Source organism: Geotalea uraniireducens Rf4, from assembly GCF_000016745.1.
Lineage (GTDB): Bacteria > Desulfobacterota > Desulfuromonadia > Geobacterales > Geobacteraceae > Geotalea > Geotalea uraniireducens.
On record NC_009483.1, the window covers coordinates 4,627,373 to 4,646,693 of the forward strand.

A 19,321-nucleotide genomic window follows, 5' to 3' on the forward strand; every position below is an offset into this window, starting at 1 on the left:
ATAATTCTAAATCTTTTCGGCAGCTCTCAGCCTGGCGCTGCGCGAGCGAGGGTTCATCGACACCTCCGCCTCATTTGCCATTACCGGCTTGCCGGTTATTACCTTGACCAGAGGCAGTTTGCCGCACACGCAGCGCGGGATGCTCTTTGGGCAGGTACAACCTTGGGCAAAGGAACGAAAACTGGTTTTGACTATTCGGTCTTCCAGGGAGTGGAACGATATGACGACCCCTCGCCCCCCCTTTTTCAGAAACCTTACACCAGCGGCCAGCGCCTTTTCCAGACTTGCCAACTCATCATTAACCGCTATGCGCAACGCCTGGAAGGTTCGTGTCGCCGGGTGAAGCCGAACATCCCATGCCCCGCGAGGAACCGCCCCCTTTATCACATCGACCAGTTGCATGGTGGTTTCAATGGGCGACTCTTCCCGTCTTTTGACAATGAATGCGGCAATCCTTTTTGCCCAGCGTTCTTCTCCGTAGTCCCAGATGATCCGGGCCAAATCTGCCTCGGAAAGAGTATTCACCAGATCCGACGCACTTTGGCCGGAACTGACGTCCATTCGCATATCGAGGGGAGCATCGTGCTGGAAACTGAACCCCCGCGCCGCTGTATCCAACTGATGGGAGGAAACCCCCACATCGAGGAGAAACCCGTCGATTGCATCTATACCCATTTCATCCAGGGTCTCTGCCAAGCAGGCAAAATTCCTCTGAACCAGCCGCACCCTCTCCCCGTAAGGTGCAAGCCGTTCTGCCGCAATTGCTATTGCCTCCCGGTCCCGGTCGAATCCGATCAACAGACCGTCGGGAGCCGAGGCCTCCAGAATCTGCCGGGCATGCCCCCCACCGCCGAGAGTGCCGTCCACATAGATACCGCCGGCCCGTGGCGCCAGATATTGGATAACCTCCGCCGCCATGACTGATATATGGTGAAAATCCGACACCTAAAGGCCCAACTCAGCCAGCACCGGAGAATCAATGGGAAAGTTCTGCTCGTCCTGCCTGCAAACCTTCTCCCACTCCGCCTGGCTCCATATCTCCGCCTTGTTCAGCATCCCGACGAAGAGAATTTCCCGCTCCAGGACGGCGCTCTTGCGGAGATGGGGCGGAACAAGCACACGCCCGAGCTTGTCGGCGACACACTCGATGGCCGGCGCCACGATCCGCCGCTTGACGGCGGCAAGCTCGGCAGATGAAAGCCCCAATCCAGTACCGACCATGAGCTTCTCCTCCAGTGCGAGCCATTCCTTGTAAGGATAAACGACGAGACCCGAACTGTACACACCCTCTCCAAGCCTCACCGGATTGGAATTGGTGATAAAAAACCGCTCATCGCCAAAGGTCTCAAAGAGCACATCCCGGAACTTGGCCGGCAAGCTCGTTCGCCCCTTGACGTCGATAGTTGTCTCGAATTTCCCTCTAAACATGGTCACCCTGGCACTACTTTCCACACTTTACCACTTTATACCACTTTACGGAGAAACTATACTAGCGGTCAATTGGGTTGTCAAGGCAAAATTAGGTGAAAATGTTGAATTTTTCTGCGTTTTATTAAGGAGTTATGCGAAGCAGGATATCAAGGAGGGAAACTCCGGGGGAGGAGAATAAATACATTGTCATTCTAGGAAGTTGGGGTATTCAATTGGCCAAAATGCAATCATGCCGAGGATTATCAGCTGGGCGGCGACAGGAAAACGGATTAACAGGCGATTTGATGCCCGCTATTCCTTCTTTTTTCTGTCGAAGAGAGAAACTACCTTCGCCCCCCCTTTTTTTTCGTTGTCATCCTCTTTAGCCTCAGGACTTGCCGCTTGCGCCACCGGCTCGGGCGAAACAATCTTTTCCAGGAGGACAGGCGTCCCGCCCATGGTAAATGGTGCGCCGTTTATCTGGCTCTCCTCCAGAATCCAGGTGTAGATCTGCACCGGAATGGTCAGAACCAGCAGTTTCACCTTCCACCATCCCGCCTTGACGTCAGGGGAAACATCTTCTATCCTAGCATAAAAACCTGGCTTGTTATCAATATGCACAAGCACCAAGTCATTTATCGTCGTCATCGCCTCTCCCCAATTACCGCATTGATTATCGCCCGGACAGTGGTCGCCTCAGCTCGCCTGAACATAACTCATCACGGAACCACGCATCCGGCAATCCGTGAACATCCCTTGTAATTCCTTATAGACAAGGCGCAGCTTGCCTTCCGCTGCATAGAAGAACTCTTTGTCGGAAGTCGGCAAATGCACCTCAATCTGCTCGCAGACAAACGTCACACAATTGAAAGGCCGATACTGAGGAGGCATCAGACAGCCATCCTCCGCAAGATATGAACAACGGCCGTTTGCAAAGCGCGGTTCAAAAAGTTTTTTGCCGGTCAACAGATAGACAACGAGATCAATGGCAGAGAAATGATATTTGCCCCGCACACAACACTCCCCCCCGCAGGTGGCACAGATTGCTGCACAGTTAACCTTCTCCACAACTTCCTGCATTGCCGCTTTGAGGGCTATCAGCTCTTCGGCGCCGGCTTTGAGACTGGTCAACTGATCATGCGTCAGGATCCGGAACTCATTGACAACAGCCTTGACACCTAAACGCCATACTTCATCATCCGTTACAACGCCCGTTGGCTCCATAGTGGCGAATTGTAAAATGAAAAGCCGTGAAAAGTCAAACAACACCTGCAAACATGAATATCCCCTAACAGCTTTATTTCTGCGGCTTGAAAGAATCCACAAAGTTTTGAATCGCCTCGATGGTCTTCTCTGCAACCTCTGTAAACTCCACACCGAAGCCCACCGGCAACATCGGCTTTTTCCGTTCACTTTTGCTGTTCTGCCAGGCTATCCGTCCATGAACTTCTACCAGTTCCGGTGAGTCCGGCGGCAATGGAAACGAAAGGGACACCATACCATCCTTACCCACCGCGCCCTCGGCGATCACATAGAGCCCGCCGACACTTATGTCGGCAATCACGCCGGCGAGCACATCCCCGTCGTCCCTGATGCTTACCTTTGCGTCAAAAGGGACCCTCGGCTCGCGGCGGTCGATATCCGGAAGAAACTTTCGCCCCTTTTCCAGAAAAATTCTTCTATCAATGGGCTTGGTTATAAAATCATCACAGCCGGCCTGCCGGCATAACTCACGGTCTTCGTTCTTCCCGGCGGTTGTAACCATTACAACAGGTATGGAGCACAATTGATCATCCGTTTTGATAGTGGCACAACATGCAGCGCCATCCATTTCAGGCATATTCAGATCCATGAAAATCAGGTCTGGTCGGTCATTTTTTACAATTTCCAGAGCTTCTTTTCCGTTATGGGCGGTGAAGATTCGAACCGGCGAATTCCTGAGAAAACTTTTCTCGATTTCCAGTATCAACGCCACATCGTCAACGAGAAGAATTTTGCGTTTCTCCATTATTACGTCCTTTCGACCAAATCGATCTTGGCGCATCCATGCCTTATTGAGTCTATTTATGTATCGGCATGAATGCCCGGAGCTTTAGCAAACACTACCCGTGCGCTGCACCTGTTGCTATGCAAAAAAGGTCATTCCGGCAAACTGCGCCTGAATGACCATTTTCACATCTCATTTATCCGAAGACAATTATTAAGAGGCGCTTGATTCGAAAACACCTTTTAATTAATTGGCCGAAGCAGCCCATAAGCCGGGTCCTGTTCCCGCTGCAAGTTTCCCGACCGCGGGCGATGGCCATTCATCTAGGACCGTCGTTACCGACGGCCTCAAGCAACCAACCCGGAAGCACGGACGGGCCGTCCTTAACGCTTCCCTATTTGGTCTTGCTCCTGGCGGGGTTTACCTGGCATCCGACGTCACCGCCGGACCCGGTGAGCTCTTACCTCACCCTTTCACCCTTACCTGCCTTCGCAAAGCTCCGGCAGGCGGACTTCTCTCTGTGGCACTTTCCCTGGGGTCACCCCCGCTGGATGTTATCCAGCGCCATGCCCTATGGAGCCCGGACTTTCCTCCCCCCTTGCGGGCGGCGGCCATCTGGTCTACTTCGGCCAAGCTATAAAAACTTTATCCTTCTCTCAGTTCTCCGTTTCCTGGCGGAGGATCAACATCCTCTGGCAGTGGGGACAGGTTATCACGTCGTCTCCGCGGAAGAGCGAATTGTAGAGTTGCGGCGGCAGATTCATGTTACAGCCGAGGCAACTGCCATCCTTCGCTTCGACAACAGCCAGCCCCCTGCGCTGGTCTCTCAGCTTGTAATAGCGTTTCATTATCGAAGCAGGAAGTCCCTTTACGGCTGCATCTTTAGCAACAACACCCGCGGCGATTTCCGCTTCCAGCTTATCGACCTTTGTCTGCAATTCACCCTGTTGCGCCGCAATGTTCACTTCAAGCGCATTGAGGTTTTCCTGCTTCTCCGCCATAACCTTCTGCAGCTCTTCGAACTGTCCCACCTTTTGCAAAATCTGTTCTTCAAGCTCAACGGTCAGCTTTTTAGCACTTGATATCTCTTTGGAAACGGCCTGGTATTCCTTCTGGGTCTTGATTTCCTTCAAGCGTGCTTCAGACCTGACAATATTCTCGCTTTCCACAGCAAGACTTTCCTCCAGGGCCTTCTTAGCCTCTTCCAATGACACAGCCTCGGCACTCTTCTCAGCAATTACATTGCGCGCCTCAACCACGCTATTCTCCAGTGCGGCAATTTCCCCGAGCAAAGTATCCTTCTCTCCATGTAGCAAGTCGATCTTCAGGTCAATCTCTTGCAACTCTCCCAGCAGTTTCAAATTGTTCCGCAATTCAGCCTCCCCCGTTCCCTTTAGTTTTTCTATGCAAAAAAGAAGCGCCTACGCATAATTAAAAGGCTCTCTCTCTTCCTTGTAAGCAACAACATCTGCACCATATCCTTTTTCCAGCAACTCACGGGCAACTTTGGCCGCCACCCCCTCCACCATGAGTATTTCCGTGGCAAAATGCCCGGCATCAATCAAGGCCAGTCCGAGGGACTCTGCATCCCGGGCATCGTGATATTTTACATCACCCGTTATCAGGACATCAGCCCCCTGGCGGAAGGCGTTTTTGAGCAACGAAGCCCCGCTTCCGCCGCAGATGGCGACCTTTTTCACCCGGCTGCCACTGTCCCCGACGAATCGGGCCCCGGCAAGGGTAAGCCGTTCCTTGACCAATGCAACCAGGTCACCCAGCGTAGTTTCTTCTTTAAGCCTGCAAAGCCTCCCCAGCCCCCGAACATTCCCCTTGTTCAACAGGGGGTAGAGATCGTAGGCAGGCTCTTCGTAGGGGTGGGCGGACAGCAACGCGTTAAGCGCTGCGGGCAAGTTCTCCTTGGGAATAAGCACCTCAAGGCGGGTTTCTTCCACATGCTCGCGAACCCCGACCTTTCCAAGAAAAGGTTGGGCGCCTGCCAGCGGCGTGAAAGTTCCCGTGCCGCCGGTTTGAAACGAACAATCCCGGTAATTGCCCATAACGCCGCTGAACCTGAACAGCGCCTCCAGCACTCGCTCCTCGTGGCCTTTGGGAACGAACACGCTCAGCTTGACCAACTCTTCCGAGCCGGTAACCCTGAGAGGCTCACCCATCTCCAGTCCCAGGCGTTCAGCGAGTAGATCGTTCAACCCGCCATCTGCCACATCATAGTTGGTGTGCAAGGACACAACCGACAGGTCATTTTTCAGTGCATACGAAACAAGATAGCCGGTGGGGTCGTTGACGGAAATTTTTTTGAGCGGTGCGAAGATCAAAGGGTGGTGGGTGAGCAGGAGTTGGCATTTATCTGCAACGGCAGCTTCAACGGCAGCTTTACAGGGATCGAGCGCCACCATGATTTTCCCGGCCGCGGCAGCGGGATTTCCCACCTGCAACCCCACATTGTCCCACTCTTCAGCATGGCCGAATGGAGCGAATTTATTAATGATTCCAACTATGTCTGAGACCTTGGGAGTTTTCATCGCACATAAAAGAAAAAGAGTGCAACCTTTCGGTGTGCACTCTTTTTCTCTACTCGTTGAGTATTGTTTCTTCTGACCAGGTGCTTTAAGGGCATCCCCACATCATCCTATGTAGTTAGGTGGTGGGCCCACCAGGACTCGAACCTGGGACCGACCGGTTATGAGCCGGTAGCTCTAGCCAACTGAGCTATAGGCCCGCAAAGCGAATAATAATACTATGATAACCGGCATGGAGTGTCAAGTTTTTTTTGCCACTCTTTTATTGACATTCGATCAACGAAAGCCCCTCCCGTGTGAACATGCACGACAGGGGCTTAGCAGCACATCAGTCGTCGTCATCGCGGTCATGCCTTCCATCTCGATCATCGTCACTGTGGTGATGATGCCCATCCTTCCGTTCATGCCGTTCCCGATCTTCGTCGTCCGATTCCCCACTGCATCCTTGTTTCCCCATATCATGTGGAACCACGACGCTGGTCACCGCGGTAGCCGTGTTTCCCGCCTTGTCGGTTGCGGTTGCGGTCACCGTGTACACCCGTCCGTCCATGTCGTCTCCGTTCCGCCACGCCTCAAGGTAGACGGTGCTGCCGCTTGGAAGGTTCTTGTAGTTGTACTTGCCGTATTCGTCGCTGATGGAGATGAGCACGGATTCCATGTCGGTTGCGGTGGTGAGGATGTTCCCCCGGACGGTCACCGGCACGAGCTTGTGATTGGGCGGCCAGAGGGTGGCGGGTGATGCGGTGACGGTTACGACGGGTGCGGTGGTTGTCACGACGATGGTAGTGGTTGTGGTTGACTGGTTTCCCGCTGGGTCTACGGTTGCTGCGCTGATGATGTTCGCTCCGTCCGAAAGGGCGGACACGGCGGCTTGCCAGGTGGTTGCCGTCGGATAGGCAACCGTGCCGACGGTTGCCGTGGGGCTGGTTACGGTTACGGTGCAGCCTTCTTCCCTTGTTCCGCTTATCACCTGACTCTTCCGGTCGGTGGGTGTGGCTACGGGGTCGATGGTCAGAACCGGTTTGGTGATGTCATGGATGACGTTGCGCTGCACGCTTGTTTCATTTCCTGCTGCGTCTTTGGCCGTAACCTGGATTTCGTAGGTTTTTTCTTCGGCAAAGCTTACGGCCTGCTCGAAGGCGCCGTTCGTTACTTGCGGAGTGAAGGTGTCCATGCCCATGGTTATGGTTACGGTCGGTTGGGTCAGGGCATCGGTGACTGTTCCTTTGACGGTGATGCTGCCCTGATTGGTGCGCAGGTCCTGGCCTGGGTCGGTTATGGCCAGGGACGGTTTCTGGTCGTCGAAGATGACGGTACGCTTGTCGTTGGCGGGGTTTCCGGCCTGATCGGTGGCTTTGATGTCTATGGTGTTGAGACCGGGCACAAGCGCTACGGTTGTCGAGAAGCTCGTGCCGTTGAAGTATTGGACGGGTTCTCCGATTCTGACTTCTATGGAGGCGGGTTCATCGGTTGTTCCGGCCACTTGGATTGCCGGACCGGCTGTTGCGCTGTTGTCGGGCGGGGTGGTGATGGTGATGACGGGCGCGTTCTGATCGAGGTTGATCGTCCTGGTATCGGTGGTCCTGTTGCCGGAACGGTCGAGGGCTGTGGTTGTGATCGGATTCCCCCCCGGTTTCAGGATGACCGTATGGCTGAAACTGCCGTCGGCGTTGAGTGGGACGGGGATGTCGTTGATCCGGAGTTCCTGCATTCCTCCTTCGTCTTTTGCGGTGCCGGCTATGTTGAGGGTTTCACCGGCGGTGAATGCGCCGTCTTTGAGCGTGGAGATGACGAGCACAGGCGGTGTGGTGTCTTTCACTTCGAAGGGGGCGCCGGTGAGGCTCTTTACGTTCCCCTGGTAGTCGTAGAGGAGGATTGCCAGGATGGTCTTTACCCGCAGATTGCTTGTGGAGAAGGGGATATTTCCGGTCTTTGTGCCGTTTATCGGCAATGGTTCGGTTTGCGGGGCTTCTATGGTCTTGAGAAGCTCGCCGGTGTCGGGGTCTGTCAGGAGGATGCGCAGGGAATAGGCGGAGATATCTTCATTCCCCCGGTTGGTGACGGTGAAGGTGAGGTTTCCTGTTGTTCCTGCCTCAATTGTAGTTGGCTGGACTGCAACGGTCCCGGAAAGGCCTGCCCCGGATGTGGCTGAGCTGACGATCTGGAAGGTGGTGTTGGCCGAGGCGAGCAGGGTTGTTCCGTCAAGGATCTCTACTTTTGCCTGGTAGGTTCCCTTTGCACTGCCGGTGCAGTTCCACCATTTCTTCATTTCGAAACGGCCGCCGGGGGTGAGGGAGGCGATGGTTCGCGTCTCGGTGAAGACGGTCGTCCCGCTGCTGTCTTCGAGGGTCAGTCGGAAGGTCAAGTCGGCAAAGGGGAAGTTGGGGCTGGTGCTGGTTATGGCTGCGGTTATGGCTGCGCTCTCGCTGGAGGTGTAGGTGAGCTTGTCGGCTGAGATATTGGCTGTGGCGGTTTTTACCGGCAGGATGGTGAAGGGGGCGGAGGCTTGGGCTACGTCCTTCCCTGCGTCTTTCAGCCGGACAACGGCCAGGTAGCTGCCGCTGAAGGTGGTGCCGGTATTCCAGGCTGCTGTCAGGGCTATATTCCCTTTTGCGGCAAGTGAGACGGGGGTATCGGCTGTGACGGTGGCTACGGATGTCCCGGTTTCGGCTATTATGGTCACATCATAACCGAGATTCCTGGCTGTTCCGTTCAATTCATTGGCGGAGAGGGTTATGCGCACTTCTTCGTTGGCGGTGTATTCCTGCTTGTCGGTAATTGCATCGAGGCGCAGACCTGCGGCCTGGATAAATACTTCGCGCATGCCCTGATTGTTGGTTTCGTTGCTTTCGGTGATGGTGTTATCCGGGTCTGCAACGATATGGAAGGTATGGTTGCCGGATAGTCCTATGGTGGAGAGGGTGAAGACTGCCTGGCTGCTTCCCCCCTGGGGGATCAGCTGAGGGATGACCGTCTCACCGGTCCGTTTGCCTCCGGCTGCGGGATTGCCGTCGTAGAGGGCTAGTTTGATGTTGCCTACTGCCTGGCCCAGGTTGTGGATGTTGGCGGCTATGGTCAATTGGTCCCCTTCGTTGGGGGCGGCAGGGGTGATGGTGATGTCTGCCGCGGTCACCTGCAGGTCGGGCTTGTCTGCCGGGGTGACGAGCACTTCGCGGATAGCGGTGTTGTTGGCTTTGTTGATTTCGGCAATGGCGCTAAGTGGGTCGACTACTGCGTAGAGATATGTCGTTCCTTGTGCAGCAAGGGTGTTCCAGGCGGCATGGATGGTTGCGGCGCCGCCGATGGCGATTGTGGGGATGACCTGGTCGGCTCCGATCTGTTTGCCGCCGGTTGCCGGGTTGCCGGCGTACACTCTAACCAGGATGTTGTTGGCATTAAGGGTGCCGCTGTTTCTGACCGTGACCGCGATGTCGGCGAGGGTTCCTTCGGGAATGGATGCCGGGATGGCGATGTCTTCGGCTGAGATGACCAGATCCGGGCGGCCGGTGGTGACGAAGACCGGCAGGGTTACGATGTTGTTGGTCTTGTCGCATTCGCTGATTACGCCGTCGGCGTCGGCAGTTACCTGGATGGTGTGGTTCCCTTCTGCTGGGGCGTTCCAGGTGATGGTTACGTCTTCGTAGTCGCCGGGGTTGAGGGTTCTGGTGGTGGTTGCCGTGCCGATGAGGGTGCCGCCGGTTGCCGGGTCGCCGTCGTGGAAGGCGGTTTTTACTCCCGCATCGACGGCTTTGGCGCCGCCGTTGCCGATGCGTGTTGTGATGGCGACGGAACTGGGATAGTTGGCCATGTCGACGCGCACGAAGGATGCGGAGAGGTCTGCCGCCAGGTAGGGACTGCCGGTTGACGGCGTGGTCGGCACGTTGCAGCGGTAGTTGTTGTTGGTGAGCCAGCTGGGGGTCTCATACTGCGGGATGGAGCCGTCGTCGTTGATGTTGGTGCTGTGGTAGGATGGCTGGTTCCAGATGCGGCGGGTACCGACCCAGTCGTTGTTCTTGGCTCCGTAGACGCGAAGGCTTCCAGACGTCGGGCCGTAACCATAGTTCCCAGTTACAACAGCCTCGGCATGGCCATCACCATCGACGTCGGCTATAACGACACTGGAGTAATCCCCTACCTGTCCGATATTTTCCTCGAAAAGGAGCGTCCCATCTTTCCCTTCAAAAACCCTGAAATATGGGCCACTGTGTATTAAGACTTTTGGACGTCCGTCGCCGTTTAAATCAAAAACAGACGGAGCAGGGACATCCATTTGCCAACCGGAATTAGGAATGGCAAGTGTCATTTTGAGACGTCCTTCTGAATCAAGGATTAAATATTTGCTTTCTCCTCGTATGCCGATCTCAGGCTTGCCATCACCATCAAAGTCGGCAATGACCGTATGGCCGCCAGTCATATCGTATTTGGCAGTCGGCTCCAGATTTTTCAAAAAGACCGGCCCCCATTTGACTTGACCGGTATGATCGAGTAAGTACACTCTCCCTCCCACCCCCCCAGCGAATGGGGGTGGATTAAGATTGGTAAGCAGCACCACTTCCGGATACGGATCATTGTCGAAGTTTCCAACTGCTGTAAACCCATCTGTCAGAGAGCTATTAATCCATTTAATGGTGCAATCGTTGTTATAGGCAGTGTAACCAGCAATGATCTCCTGCTTTCCGTCCATATCCAGGTCCGCCACTGATACTGAATAGCCGAAGCCATTCGACATTCCCGCACCGCCTCTCAACCGATAATCCGGCGCGCAACGAACGGATCCATCCCAGTTGAAAATCGTTGGACCGTAGATGATTTCTGAATGGCCATCGCCATCCAAATCGGCTAGCACCGGAATGTTACCTTCTTCCATGGTGGTACTGTAACCTGGGTTAGCCAGCCGCCACGCTGTTACCTGGGCACTGTTATCCCACTTGAGGGTGCCGTCATGGGCAAGAGCTAGCAATCCCACACCGAATCTTCTTTTTATTACTATCTCAGGCTTGCCATCTCCATCGATATCGCCTACTATCGGATATCCCCCCTCATACGGAGCCTGACCGGTGACAAATCTCGTGAAGCTCACATCCCCCGTATCCCCCTTGAAGGCCCAAAGCTTTCCTTCCAAGGTCTGGTAGTTGCCAGCAAATGCGTTTACCAGGATTGCCGGTTTGTCGTAATTGTCGATTTTGTCGTCGCCGTTATCGTCGGTGAGGCTTATCACCACCGGCGTGGAGAGTATCCGGCCCAAAGTTGGGTCAGGTGTGCGTGGCCACTGCCACTTCACCACCGGCTCGATTGGGTTTGCCGGCCGCGCCGCGCAAGCCGCCCCCCGCCGTATAGTATTATTGATCTCGTTCTGCTCGAACACCGCCTGGCCGCTGTCCACCAAGGCGTAAATGGGGGCATCCCTGAAGGTCACGGTTCCCGAGAGGTTGATCGACACGACTCCGACCATGTTGGGATTCATGGGGGTGGCGTAGTCCCAGGAGCCGAGCGCCTGGTCTGTTCCTTCGGTGTAGACGCCGTCGTTGTCCTTGTCCTCGAAGACGGTGATGCGGAATGGTGTGGCGACCTTGTCGTCTCCTTTGTTCTGGAACTTGACCTTCGCCATGCCGGATATGCGCAGGCTCTGCGGGTCGGTGGTCGTGGCGGAGAGGTCGAACTCCAGGGGAACCAGGTCCGGTCCTTTGGCTTCAGCGGAACTCTTCACCAAGAGGGAGCGGATGGCGGTGTTGTTGTCTTCGTACAGCTCCGCGACCTTGTTGTCCGGGTCGCAGACGGCGTAGAAGCGGTAGGTGCCTCTGGCTGCGGTGAACGGATAAGTCAGGTCTACGGTGCCGTCACCGGGAAGGTCGGCTATGGCTAAGGTCTGGAGGAGGGTTCCGCCGCTGTTTGGGTCGCCGTTGTAGAGGTTGACGTTGAAGGGGCCGGTTGCCTTTATCCCCCGGTTCTGCACGGTCACCTTTACGGTTACGGGGTCGCCGTCCATGGGGTGCTCGGGGGCGATGGCGATGTCGGAGGCGGAGACTTCGATGTCCACCATGTCGGCCATGACCGGGAGGATCTGGCTGTTGTTGGTTTCGTCCCGCTCGGCGCCGGCGTTTAGCCGGTCGATGTAGGCGCGCAGCGTGCGTATGCCGGGGGGAACCTGCCACGGGACGGCTACGCTTCTCGTCTCGCCGGCATTGAGGGTGACGGTGGCTTTCTGTAGTAGTGTGCCGCCTGCGGCCGGGTCGCTGTCGAAGAGCTCCAGGTCAGCGGTGGCGGCTTCGGTGCCGTTGTTGACGGCGGCAATGGTGACGGTGACGGTGGCGCCGCTTGCCGGGCGGGCGGGGTCGAGCCGGATGCCATTCATCGGGATGGCCAGGTCGATGAAGCCTGCGCCGCTGGTGGTATTGACGGTGATGTCCTTCCGGGCGGTGTTATTTGCCGTGGAAAGCTCGGTGATGGCATGCTGCGGGTCGGCAACCAGGGTGAGGGTGTGGACGCCGGCGGTGGCCGGGGTGAAGGTGAAGCTCCCCTCTCCCCAAGCGCCTGCTGCGATGCCGGCCATGGTGACGGTGCCGAGCTGGATGCCGCCCGCGTTCGGGTCGCCGTCGTAGAGGATGGCGCTAAAGCTCCCGGCTGCGCTCTCACCCATGTTGGCGACCGCGAAGGCAAGGGTGACGCTCTCCCCCGGTTTGAGATAGGCGGGGGTCACGGTGAGAAAGTCGGGGGTGACGACCAGGTCGGCCGGAGCCTTGGCCCAGAGGCGAACGTTGGCGCTGTTGTTTGTCTTGCTCACTTCGTTGATGGTATTGGCCGGATCGATGGCGACGGTCAGGACATGCTCGCCGACCGCAGCGAGGGGGGCAATGGCGAAGGTGGCCGGGACGGTTGCGCCTGGATTGATGGTCGGAATGGTCTGCTCGCCGATAGAAGCGCCGTTGTCGAGGAGCCGGACAACAACGCCGGTTGCCGCTTCCAGACCGATGTTTGCGACGATGGCAGTAACGGTGAGGCTGTCGCCGACGGTGGGGCTGTTTGGAGATACGGCGATATTGGCAGTCGCAATGGCCAGGTCGGGTTTGACGTAGGAGAGCGCCCGCAGTGCCAGGGCTGTGGAATACGGGTCGTCGTTCCAGGAGCCGTTGGCAGATTGGGTGGCGGTGAGGTAGTTGCCGGCATTCTGTAGGGGCTGGGCTTGCCCCTGCCCGCTTTCGATGAGGGCGATGAAGGCCAGGGCGGTTTCGTAGACGATGGATGAACCCACACCGAAGCCGCCGTCGGGGTTCTGACTGGAAAGGAGGAATGAGGCGGCGCTCGCGAGTTGCGGCTCGACGATATAGACGGTTCTAAACCGGGCCAGGGTGGAAAGCACCTGCGCCGTTACGTAAATGTTGCTGTCGTCTCCCTGATAGAACCCCCAGCCGCCGTCGGGGTTTTGGGTGGAGAGGAGGTAGCTGAGGGCGGGATAGATGACGCTCTGGTCGGTGTAGTTGGCGGCTTTCAGGGCTTGGAGGGCAAGGGCGGTATGAAAGTTACTGTTAGCTTGGTTCAGATACCCTCCCCAGCCAGTTCCAGAGTTTCTATAAGAAAGAAGAGTATTGACGTCGGTAGTGGCGTCTCCCCCTGAAGCCGTGACTATCTTGACCTTAGGAGCCAAATATGTTGTGCTTTCAGCTTTCTCATTACTCAGCCAGTTAAGGCCATTTGTATATGAGAATGACGCATCGCTCAAAACCGCAAATGACTCCAAAACTGCGGCCGTAGTATAATAATCGGTCGATGAAGACGGTGAATTACTCCAACTCCCATCTGTCGCCTGAATTGCCTTAAGCCAATTCAACCCGTTCAATATTGCCGCACTTTGTGCGTGAGATGTTACGGGCCAAAGCGACAGTATCAAGAGGAGACCACCGAATATTTTCCTTATCATATGCCCTCTCCGAATCTGAATTTTTTCATTGAATGGTAATCAACAACAAACGAAGCCATCCTATAAGTTGGACTAATTTTTTCTACCAGTTTTCTGAATTAATTTTTCATGCGGATTGAGGAAAAACATCCTCTCGAAACCATATTTTTCTGATTTATATTCCCATACATAAGGAATTTGCGTAATTATGGCGTAATGCAGATGTGGAGCTTTTCCAACTGCATTGCCAGTAGCGCCGACTGTCCCTATTTCTGAGCCTTGTTGGACAAATTCACCACTACCGACTTTTAGAGTTTTTAGGTGAGCATAGTAGTGAACCCGCCATTTTGGCCCAAGGACAGAGATGACGTTGCCCCCATCTTTATTGGATTCAGCAGATACAACAAGGCCAGAACAAGCGGCAATAACAGGAGTTCCTTCTTTAGCAAAAATATCGATCCCTTTGTGAACGCCAGATTTGCCCCACGGGCTGAACCAGAAGGATTTTGAGTTCCAATCTGCTCTGGTTGCGCCCTTGACTGGAATTATTAATTCTTCAGGCAAGAATAGGCCACCGCACAAAACGATGCTCGCCAGAATGGCGGCAACAAATACAAATTTTTTCAAAGGAAATTTCATATTGAATTTGGCTCGCTAACGGCTGTTGAAATTATTATTTCTTCAGAAACAACTCAGGGTTACTTAACCACAGAGCAAAGTAAGGATAATCCCCATTCTTTTGTTTGAGACAAATCAGGAATGGTTTGTCGAAAACAAATTTCCTTGGCTTTTCCACACTTGGTGGTGGGACCTCTTCTTTCATCATGTTGAGGAATCCCCTAGATTTAAGTACGGCCCCCTTCTCATCCAATTTGAATTTGATATCATGGGTCGCCTTTGCTATGAACCACCCTTCCCAACCTTTGTTTAATATCCGTTTGTTCTCCAGTTCAGTAAAGCTGTGGGTGATATCAAAATCAACCTTTGGAATTCTTAGGGGTTCATTCTCTCGCAGTTCAGACGCGTTAACTCCCATTCTATGCAGCACGGTTGTATATGTTTGTAAAAGGGTTTTATTAGGCGGAACTTTAGCCATAATTATCTGGTCATCATTGGATTTACTGGTTAATACAAGAATAAAGTCGTTTTCGTTTCTGTAATCGAAAATAGAAACTTGGTTGGATAGTTTTTCGTGACGCCGATTAGATGAGGAAAATGATGGTATTCCAAACCCTTTTACATGTGCTTCGCGTCCATTGGCAATAAATGCAATTGGATCATCCAGCCTTTCGAATTCAGTCGGAAACTCCAAATTTTTGTACAGGAAAGCATATGCGATAAGCTGCCTGGCGCTACTCGTAGCTTGTGGGATATTGAACTCGTGTGCAACCTGCTCACCGAACTTTTCATGCAATTCTTTTTCAATTCTTGCGGCAAGGTTTTTCGACAACTCACCAGCTACTGCTACATATGACCCAGAAGATATGTCATTATTTCTCTGCAATTGCCGGTTCAGATTCTTGGCAAGGGGTGTATCAGGCTCAAGAATGATATCGCCCTTAATGATTTGATCACGCATAATATTCCAGGCCATCTGGAATGATGCGCAGTAGAGCAAATTGTTACTTAAATTGATCTGATCCTCTAAATGTGAAGAAATGATTGTATGCTCAGTTTTTGTTATTGCGGATTGTGACTCATTACCGTTGGTACACGCCGATACGTTAAACATTGAGCATAAACTGATTAAGATTGAGATTATTGATCCTAATTTTCTTTTCATCTTGCCTCCGATTATAATTATCCAATCCAATCAAAGTGAATCCAAAGTTAATGATCCACCTTTTATAACCACATATGGTTCATTAGCGTCTGAACTTGGAGTTACGTATTTACCATCAGCAATACCTGCAGCTGATATCGCAGCGGATTTACCTGAAATAAAGCTACGCCACCAATCAAAAGCAAAATCTCCCGATTCAAAATATTCTACAGAGTGAGTCCACCCCATGAATACTAGATTATCGACACCAAATGAATTCATAAAACTACCCCGATCTCCAGAACGGCAGCTGTCAAGGAAAACAACACGTGCATTAGCTTTTGTAATATCGCCAGAATAAACATACTCCGGTTTACCGTCTTTATCATAACCTGGTATTAACATATCCCCATAGTCTGGGCTCGTATTTCCATGTCCGCTATAATATACAATCCAATTATCTGGCCTGTTGATAAGACTTAACAATTCTTCTTTAGAAAAAGTATACTCATGCCTTGGTATAAATCCTTTAGAAAGTAACATACCACCGATGGCAAAAATCATAATCTCATCATATCCAGCTCCAATCCATCTCCCTATCCCCCTATTTAAGGCGAACTGGTTTGCTGGTTTTCCTAGTGCAAGAGCTGCATATTGACGCGAAAGGAGCCTCCCCAACAGTGATATTGATGAAGGTGAACTGGTACTTCCTCCTCCTGCCAGCCCATTCGAAATCATGTAAGCGCCTTCGCCAGTATCCGGGTTCCTCACTATGAATCCTGTACCGCTCCACTCATTGCGAGTGATCTTGCTTCCAGGAATTGTCACCTCTTTACCTGCAGCAACAGCATTTTGAATGTCATCTTTTACCTGTTGCGTCTGGTTCAGCAGCGGCAGGGTTTGACTTACATTTGCGCTATTGATCGTGTAAATCGTCTGCCCCGCCTCGTTTGCCAGCTGAAGTAGTTTTACCGTAGATACTGAATCAATCCCGGAAAAGCTTTCCCAAATAGCATGCTCAAAGTACGATGAATTGAGGCCTTGGATTTTGGTGAACGCCTTTTCTTGCTCCTTGTCGCCGATGATGGAAAATGGAGATTGAATGTATCTCGGGATGTCGATAACCAGCCCCGAAATGATGGGGGGCGATACCATGAGCCCGAAAAACTCCCGGTACTTCGCCGATACTGAGACGAACCCGGCATTTACCGCTCTCGTGTTATAAATGTGCATCACACCTTCGAGCACCTTTGAGGCATTATTCGTGTGGGTGAAGTATTGCAGGCCGATGTTGTGCAGTACCTTGCCGACCTGATTGTCCCCGCTGTTGATTGAATCGTAGAAGGTGCCGACGAGGTTTTCCGAGTTGTCTAGTCCCCCCAGTGCCTGTTTGCTTGCGACATTCAGGGCGGAAAGCCCGATGTTGTAATAGAGGCCAGCTGCCATTTCGGTTTCGATGGAGTCGCCGAAACTGCCGGGCGTGGAAAACTGTAGGTTAAGCTTCAACGATTCTCCCATGCCTATCGGCGGCCCTTCCAGGACAACCGTATCGTCAACTTTCACCCGCGCCTTGACTTTTATCAGATAGGCCGGTGTCTTCAGCAATCCTCCATAGTTGGTCATTACCGCGCTGTCTTGATCTGTGGCGGGAGTGTAGGATACGGTGATTTGCTTTCCGGTCAGCTCACAGACGTCTTTCGTTATGGCTGTTGCATCATCTGTTGTGGGATCGCGCAGTCCTATTGAAATCTTGTGTCGCAGTAATGTATCGATACTTGCGAACTTGCTGCCGACAACGACCGTTTTGTACGGCAGCGTCCCAAGAAAGACGCCGAATTCGTGCTCTTTGATCTTTTTCAGGTAAAACATCTCATACATGCCACCCTGGTAGTTGGCAGTATGGTAGTCTTCCAAGGCGAACAGGTAGGTAAGTGAAGGGGGCAATTTGCTCTGAGCCCGCAGATAGTCGGACTCATTGAACTTAACAATCTTTGACATATCCACGGAGGTATTGAGTTCATGCTCCTTGAAGCTCGGGTCAATGGGTGTCCAGGCGTTACCAGGGCCATTCTTGGCGCCAAAGGATGGGTACATGTTGACATACGCCTCCACCCAGACATGCTCCAGACGGATCGTTGAAATTTTTCCACCGCTCACGCCTGCTTTTGCAGGTATCCCCCCTGTTGCCAGTATATTTGCCGCCGTAGTTGGGTCCTTGACTCCAATCCATGACATTACCCTCTCGATTGGTATTTCAATGGTTCCTGTAACATATTTGGCTGGGATATTTGCCGCTCTTAACAGAGCAATCAACAAGCTGGCCTGGTCGTAGTTATTCCCGGATTTTTCCATCAGCGTCTGCTGCGCCCCTTTTAGGGAACCATAATACGGTTCATATTCAGCGTTGTTCCGCACCCACTCGTAAATCTTAACCGGGTTGTTCCCCAACTCCAGAGCCTTGGCCCTGATCTCAGGAGTCAACTGGACGTCAACAGTCTCCGCCAGATCAGCGGCAGTGGGTGGGGTAACGGCATTGACCATGCTGGAGGTAAGCAACCCGGCCAAAGACCCCGCCGAGGCGACCATGATCCGCTTTTCATTTCTCCATGCGTTCTTGTCCTTCTTTAAATCCCGCTCAAACTCCTCCTTCTTCAGCCGCGGCTCCCGCTTTATCACCTTCGGCTGCCGGTGGGGAAGGTTGTTCGGATCAAGGGGCTGATGTCGTGTCGGAGCCTTCACCTTTTCCAGGTGTTTCCGGGTCTTCTCGATCTCAGCCTCTGCTTCTTTCTTATCTTTGGCCTTCTCAACCCGCTCGATATTCCCCTTCAACTCAGCCAGATTGTCGTCATAGTGCTTGACGAACCGGCGATGGCGCTCCAGAATCTCGGCCGGTAACTTGGCATCCTTAAGCCGCTTCTCCGTCTCGGCGAACTGCTTGCGGATATCCGTGTCGAGTGCGTCCACCTCCGCCTTTTTGAGCCGCAGGCGACCTTTCTTTGCTTCAATGTCCTCCTTCGGGTCGGCAAGTATCGCCTCCATCTCCCCGGTAACTTTAGAAAATTTCTCCTCCGCCCCTTCCGGCTTTTTCTCCTGACGTTGCGTCTTTGCCTTCCTGGCCTCAACCTGCGCCGCATTGGCGATGCTGAACACCCCACCCGAAGTCCAGGTGAAAAAGCACAATATAACAGCTGCTATCGTCCTCGAATATTTGCGGAACATCTATCCTCCCGAAGCAATCTAATAAAATAAAATGAAAAAACGACGCGAAAGTGTAAAAAATTTTTACAAGTGTAAAAATTTTTTACACTTTATCCCCCTGTTTTTACTAATTATTTCGCAATATATGGGAATGCTTCATAGTATTCAAGTGCATTAAGAATATATTTTTTTAATTAGGTGCAAATCCGCGGAAGGATATAAGCCGTTGAGTTTTGAGCAGCTCTTTTAAATTTGATTATTTAACCTAAAAACGGCAGTTGTTTACCGCAAAGGCGCAAAGGGCGCAAAGAAATTCAAATACTTATGGGGATAAAGATCCAAATCAATCGGGTGAAAGGTTTCCGTTAGATAAATGATTGATTTTACTTCGCGTTCTTAGCGCCTTTGCGGTTCAAATGCTTTTTCTAGGTTTAAACGTAAGGAGAGTTACAGCGAAGGTAGGAGTAATAAAGAGGTACACGCGTCCAAGGAATCATGACAACCGGCTGCATGTAATGTTATACTCATTGCCG

The 19,321-nt window shown here is 52.8% G+C and carries 11 protein-coding genes, 1 tRNA gene and 1 other RNA gene; all 13 read right to left on the reverse strand.

The window, feature by feature from the left end; all coding sequences use genetic code 11:
• Positions 1-6: 6 nt before the first annotated feature.
• Positions 7-945: a 16S rRNA (cytosine(1402)-N(4))-methyltransferase RsmH gene (gene rsmH, locus GURA_RS20250; RefSeq protein WP_041245588.1), complete on the reverse strand. Its 939-nt coding sequence runs from the start codon at positions 943-945 to the stop codon at positions 7-9.
• Positions 946-1,428, reverse strand: coding sequence for a division/cell wall cluster transcriptional repressor MraZ (gene mraZ / locus GURA_RS20255; RefSeq protein ID WP_011940764.1), 483 nt, complete (start codon positions 1,426-1,428; stop codon positions 946-948).
• A 294-nt stretch (positions 1,429-1,722) separates the two neighbouring features.
• Positions 1,723-2,058 (reverse strand): hypothetical protein, encoded by a 336-nt coding sequence (locus GURA_RS20260; RefSeq protein ID WP_011940765.1) that lies wholly within the window; start codon positions 2,056-2,058, stop codon positions 1,723-1,725.
• A gap of 48 nt (positions 2,059-2,106) precedes the next feature.
• Complete coding sequence (locus GURA_RS20265; protein WP_049818964.1) at positions 2,107-2,685, reverse strand: hypothetical protein; 579 nt, start codon at positions 2,683-2,685, stop codon at positions 2,107-2,109.
• A gap of 22 nt (positions 2,686-2,707) precedes the next feature.
• Positions 2,708-3,418, reverse strand: a complete 711-nt coding sequence (locus tag GURA_RS20270) for a response regulator (RefSeq protein WP_011940767.1) — start codon at positions 3,416-3,418, stop codon at positions 2,708-2,710.
• A 231-nt stretch (positions 3,419-3,649) separates the two neighbouring features.
• Positions 3,650-4,024, reverse strand: an RNA gene (rnpB, locus tag GURA_RS23130) — RNase P RNA component class A.
• Positions 4,025-4,053: 29 nt separating this feature from the next.
• The gene (locus GURA_RS20275; RefSeq protein ID WP_011940768.1) at positions 4,054-4,770 is read right to left on the reverse strand and encodes a zinc ribbon domain-containing protein; all 717 of its coding nucleotides are present in this window, start codon (positions 4,768-4,770) and stop codon (positions 4,054-4,056) included.
• A 48-nt stretch (positions 4,771-4,818) separates the two neighbouring features.
• Positions 4,819-5,937 carry a Nif3-like dinuclear metal center hexameric protein gene (locus GURA_RS20280; protein WP_011940769.1) on the reverse strand — a complete coding sequence of 373 codons (1,119 nt, stop codon included), beginning with the start codon at positions 5,935-5,937 and terminating at the stop codon, positions 4,819-4,821.
• A gap of 120 nt (positions 5,938-6,057) precedes the next feature.
• Positions 6,058-6,134: transfer RNA gene (locus GURA_RS20285), tRNA-Ile, on the reverse strand.
• A 128-nt stretch (positions 6,135-6,262) separates the two neighbouring features.
• The gene (locus GURA_RS20290) at positions 6,263-13,576 is read right to left on the reverse strand and encodes a CARDB domain-containing protein (RefSeq protein WP_041245589.1); all 7,314 of its coding nucleotides are present in this window, start codon (positions 13,574-13,576) and stop codon (positions 6,263-6,265) included.
• Between the two features lie 345 nt (positions 13,577-13,921).
• Entirely contained in the window at positions 13,922-14,467 is a 546-nt protein-coding gene (locus GURA_RS20295) for a M23 family metallopeptidase (protein ID WP_011940771.1), read from the reverse strand.
• A gap of 34 nt (positions 14,468-14,501) precedes the next feature.
• Positions 14,502-15,611 (reverse strand): hypothetical protein, encoded by a 1,110-nt coding sequence (locus tag GURA_RS20300; protein WP_049819013.1) that lies wholly within the window; start codon positions 15,609-15,611, stop codon positions 14,502-14,504.
• A 30-nt stretch (positions 15,612-15,641) separates the two neighbouring features.
• Positions 15,642-18,809: a transglutaminase-like domain-containing protein gene (locus GURA_RS20305; RefSeq protein ID WP_011940773.1), complete on the reverse strand. Its 3,168-nt coding sequence runs from the start codon at positions 18,807-18,809 to the stop codon at positions 15,642-15,644.
• Between the last annotated feature and the right edge of the window lie 512 nt (positions 18,810-19,321).

Bases quoted from the DNA above. Each gene is read 5' to 3' on its own strand.
- GURA_RS20280 (WP_011940769.1), bottom strand. From the start codon at position 5,937: ATGAAAACTCCCAAGGTCTCAGACATAGTTGGAATCATTAATAAATTC.
- mraZ (WP_011940764.1), bottom strand. From the start codon at position 1,428: ATGTTTAGAGGGAAATTCGAGACAACTATCGACGTCAAGGGGCGAACG.
- GURA_RS20305 (WP_011940773.1), bottom strand. From the start codon at position 18,809: ATGTTCCGCAAATATTCGAGGACGATAGCAGCTGTTATATTGTGCTTT.
- GURA_RS20260 (WP_011940765.1), bottom strand. From the start codon at position 2,058: ATGACGACGATAAATGACTTGGTGCTTGTGCATATTGATAACAAGCCA.
- GURA_RS20270 (WP_011940767.1), bottom strand. From the start codon at position 3,418: ATGGAGAAACGCAAAATTCTTCTCGTTGACGATGTGGCGTTGATACTG.
- GURA_RS20300 (WP_049819013.1), bottom strand. From the start codon at position 15,611: ATGAAAAGAAAATTAGGATCAATAATCTCAATCTTAATCAGTTTATGC.
- GURA_RS20295 (WP_011940771.1), bottom strand. From the start codon at position 14,467: ATGAAATTTCCTTTGAAAAAATTTGTATTTGTTGCCGCCATTCTGGCG.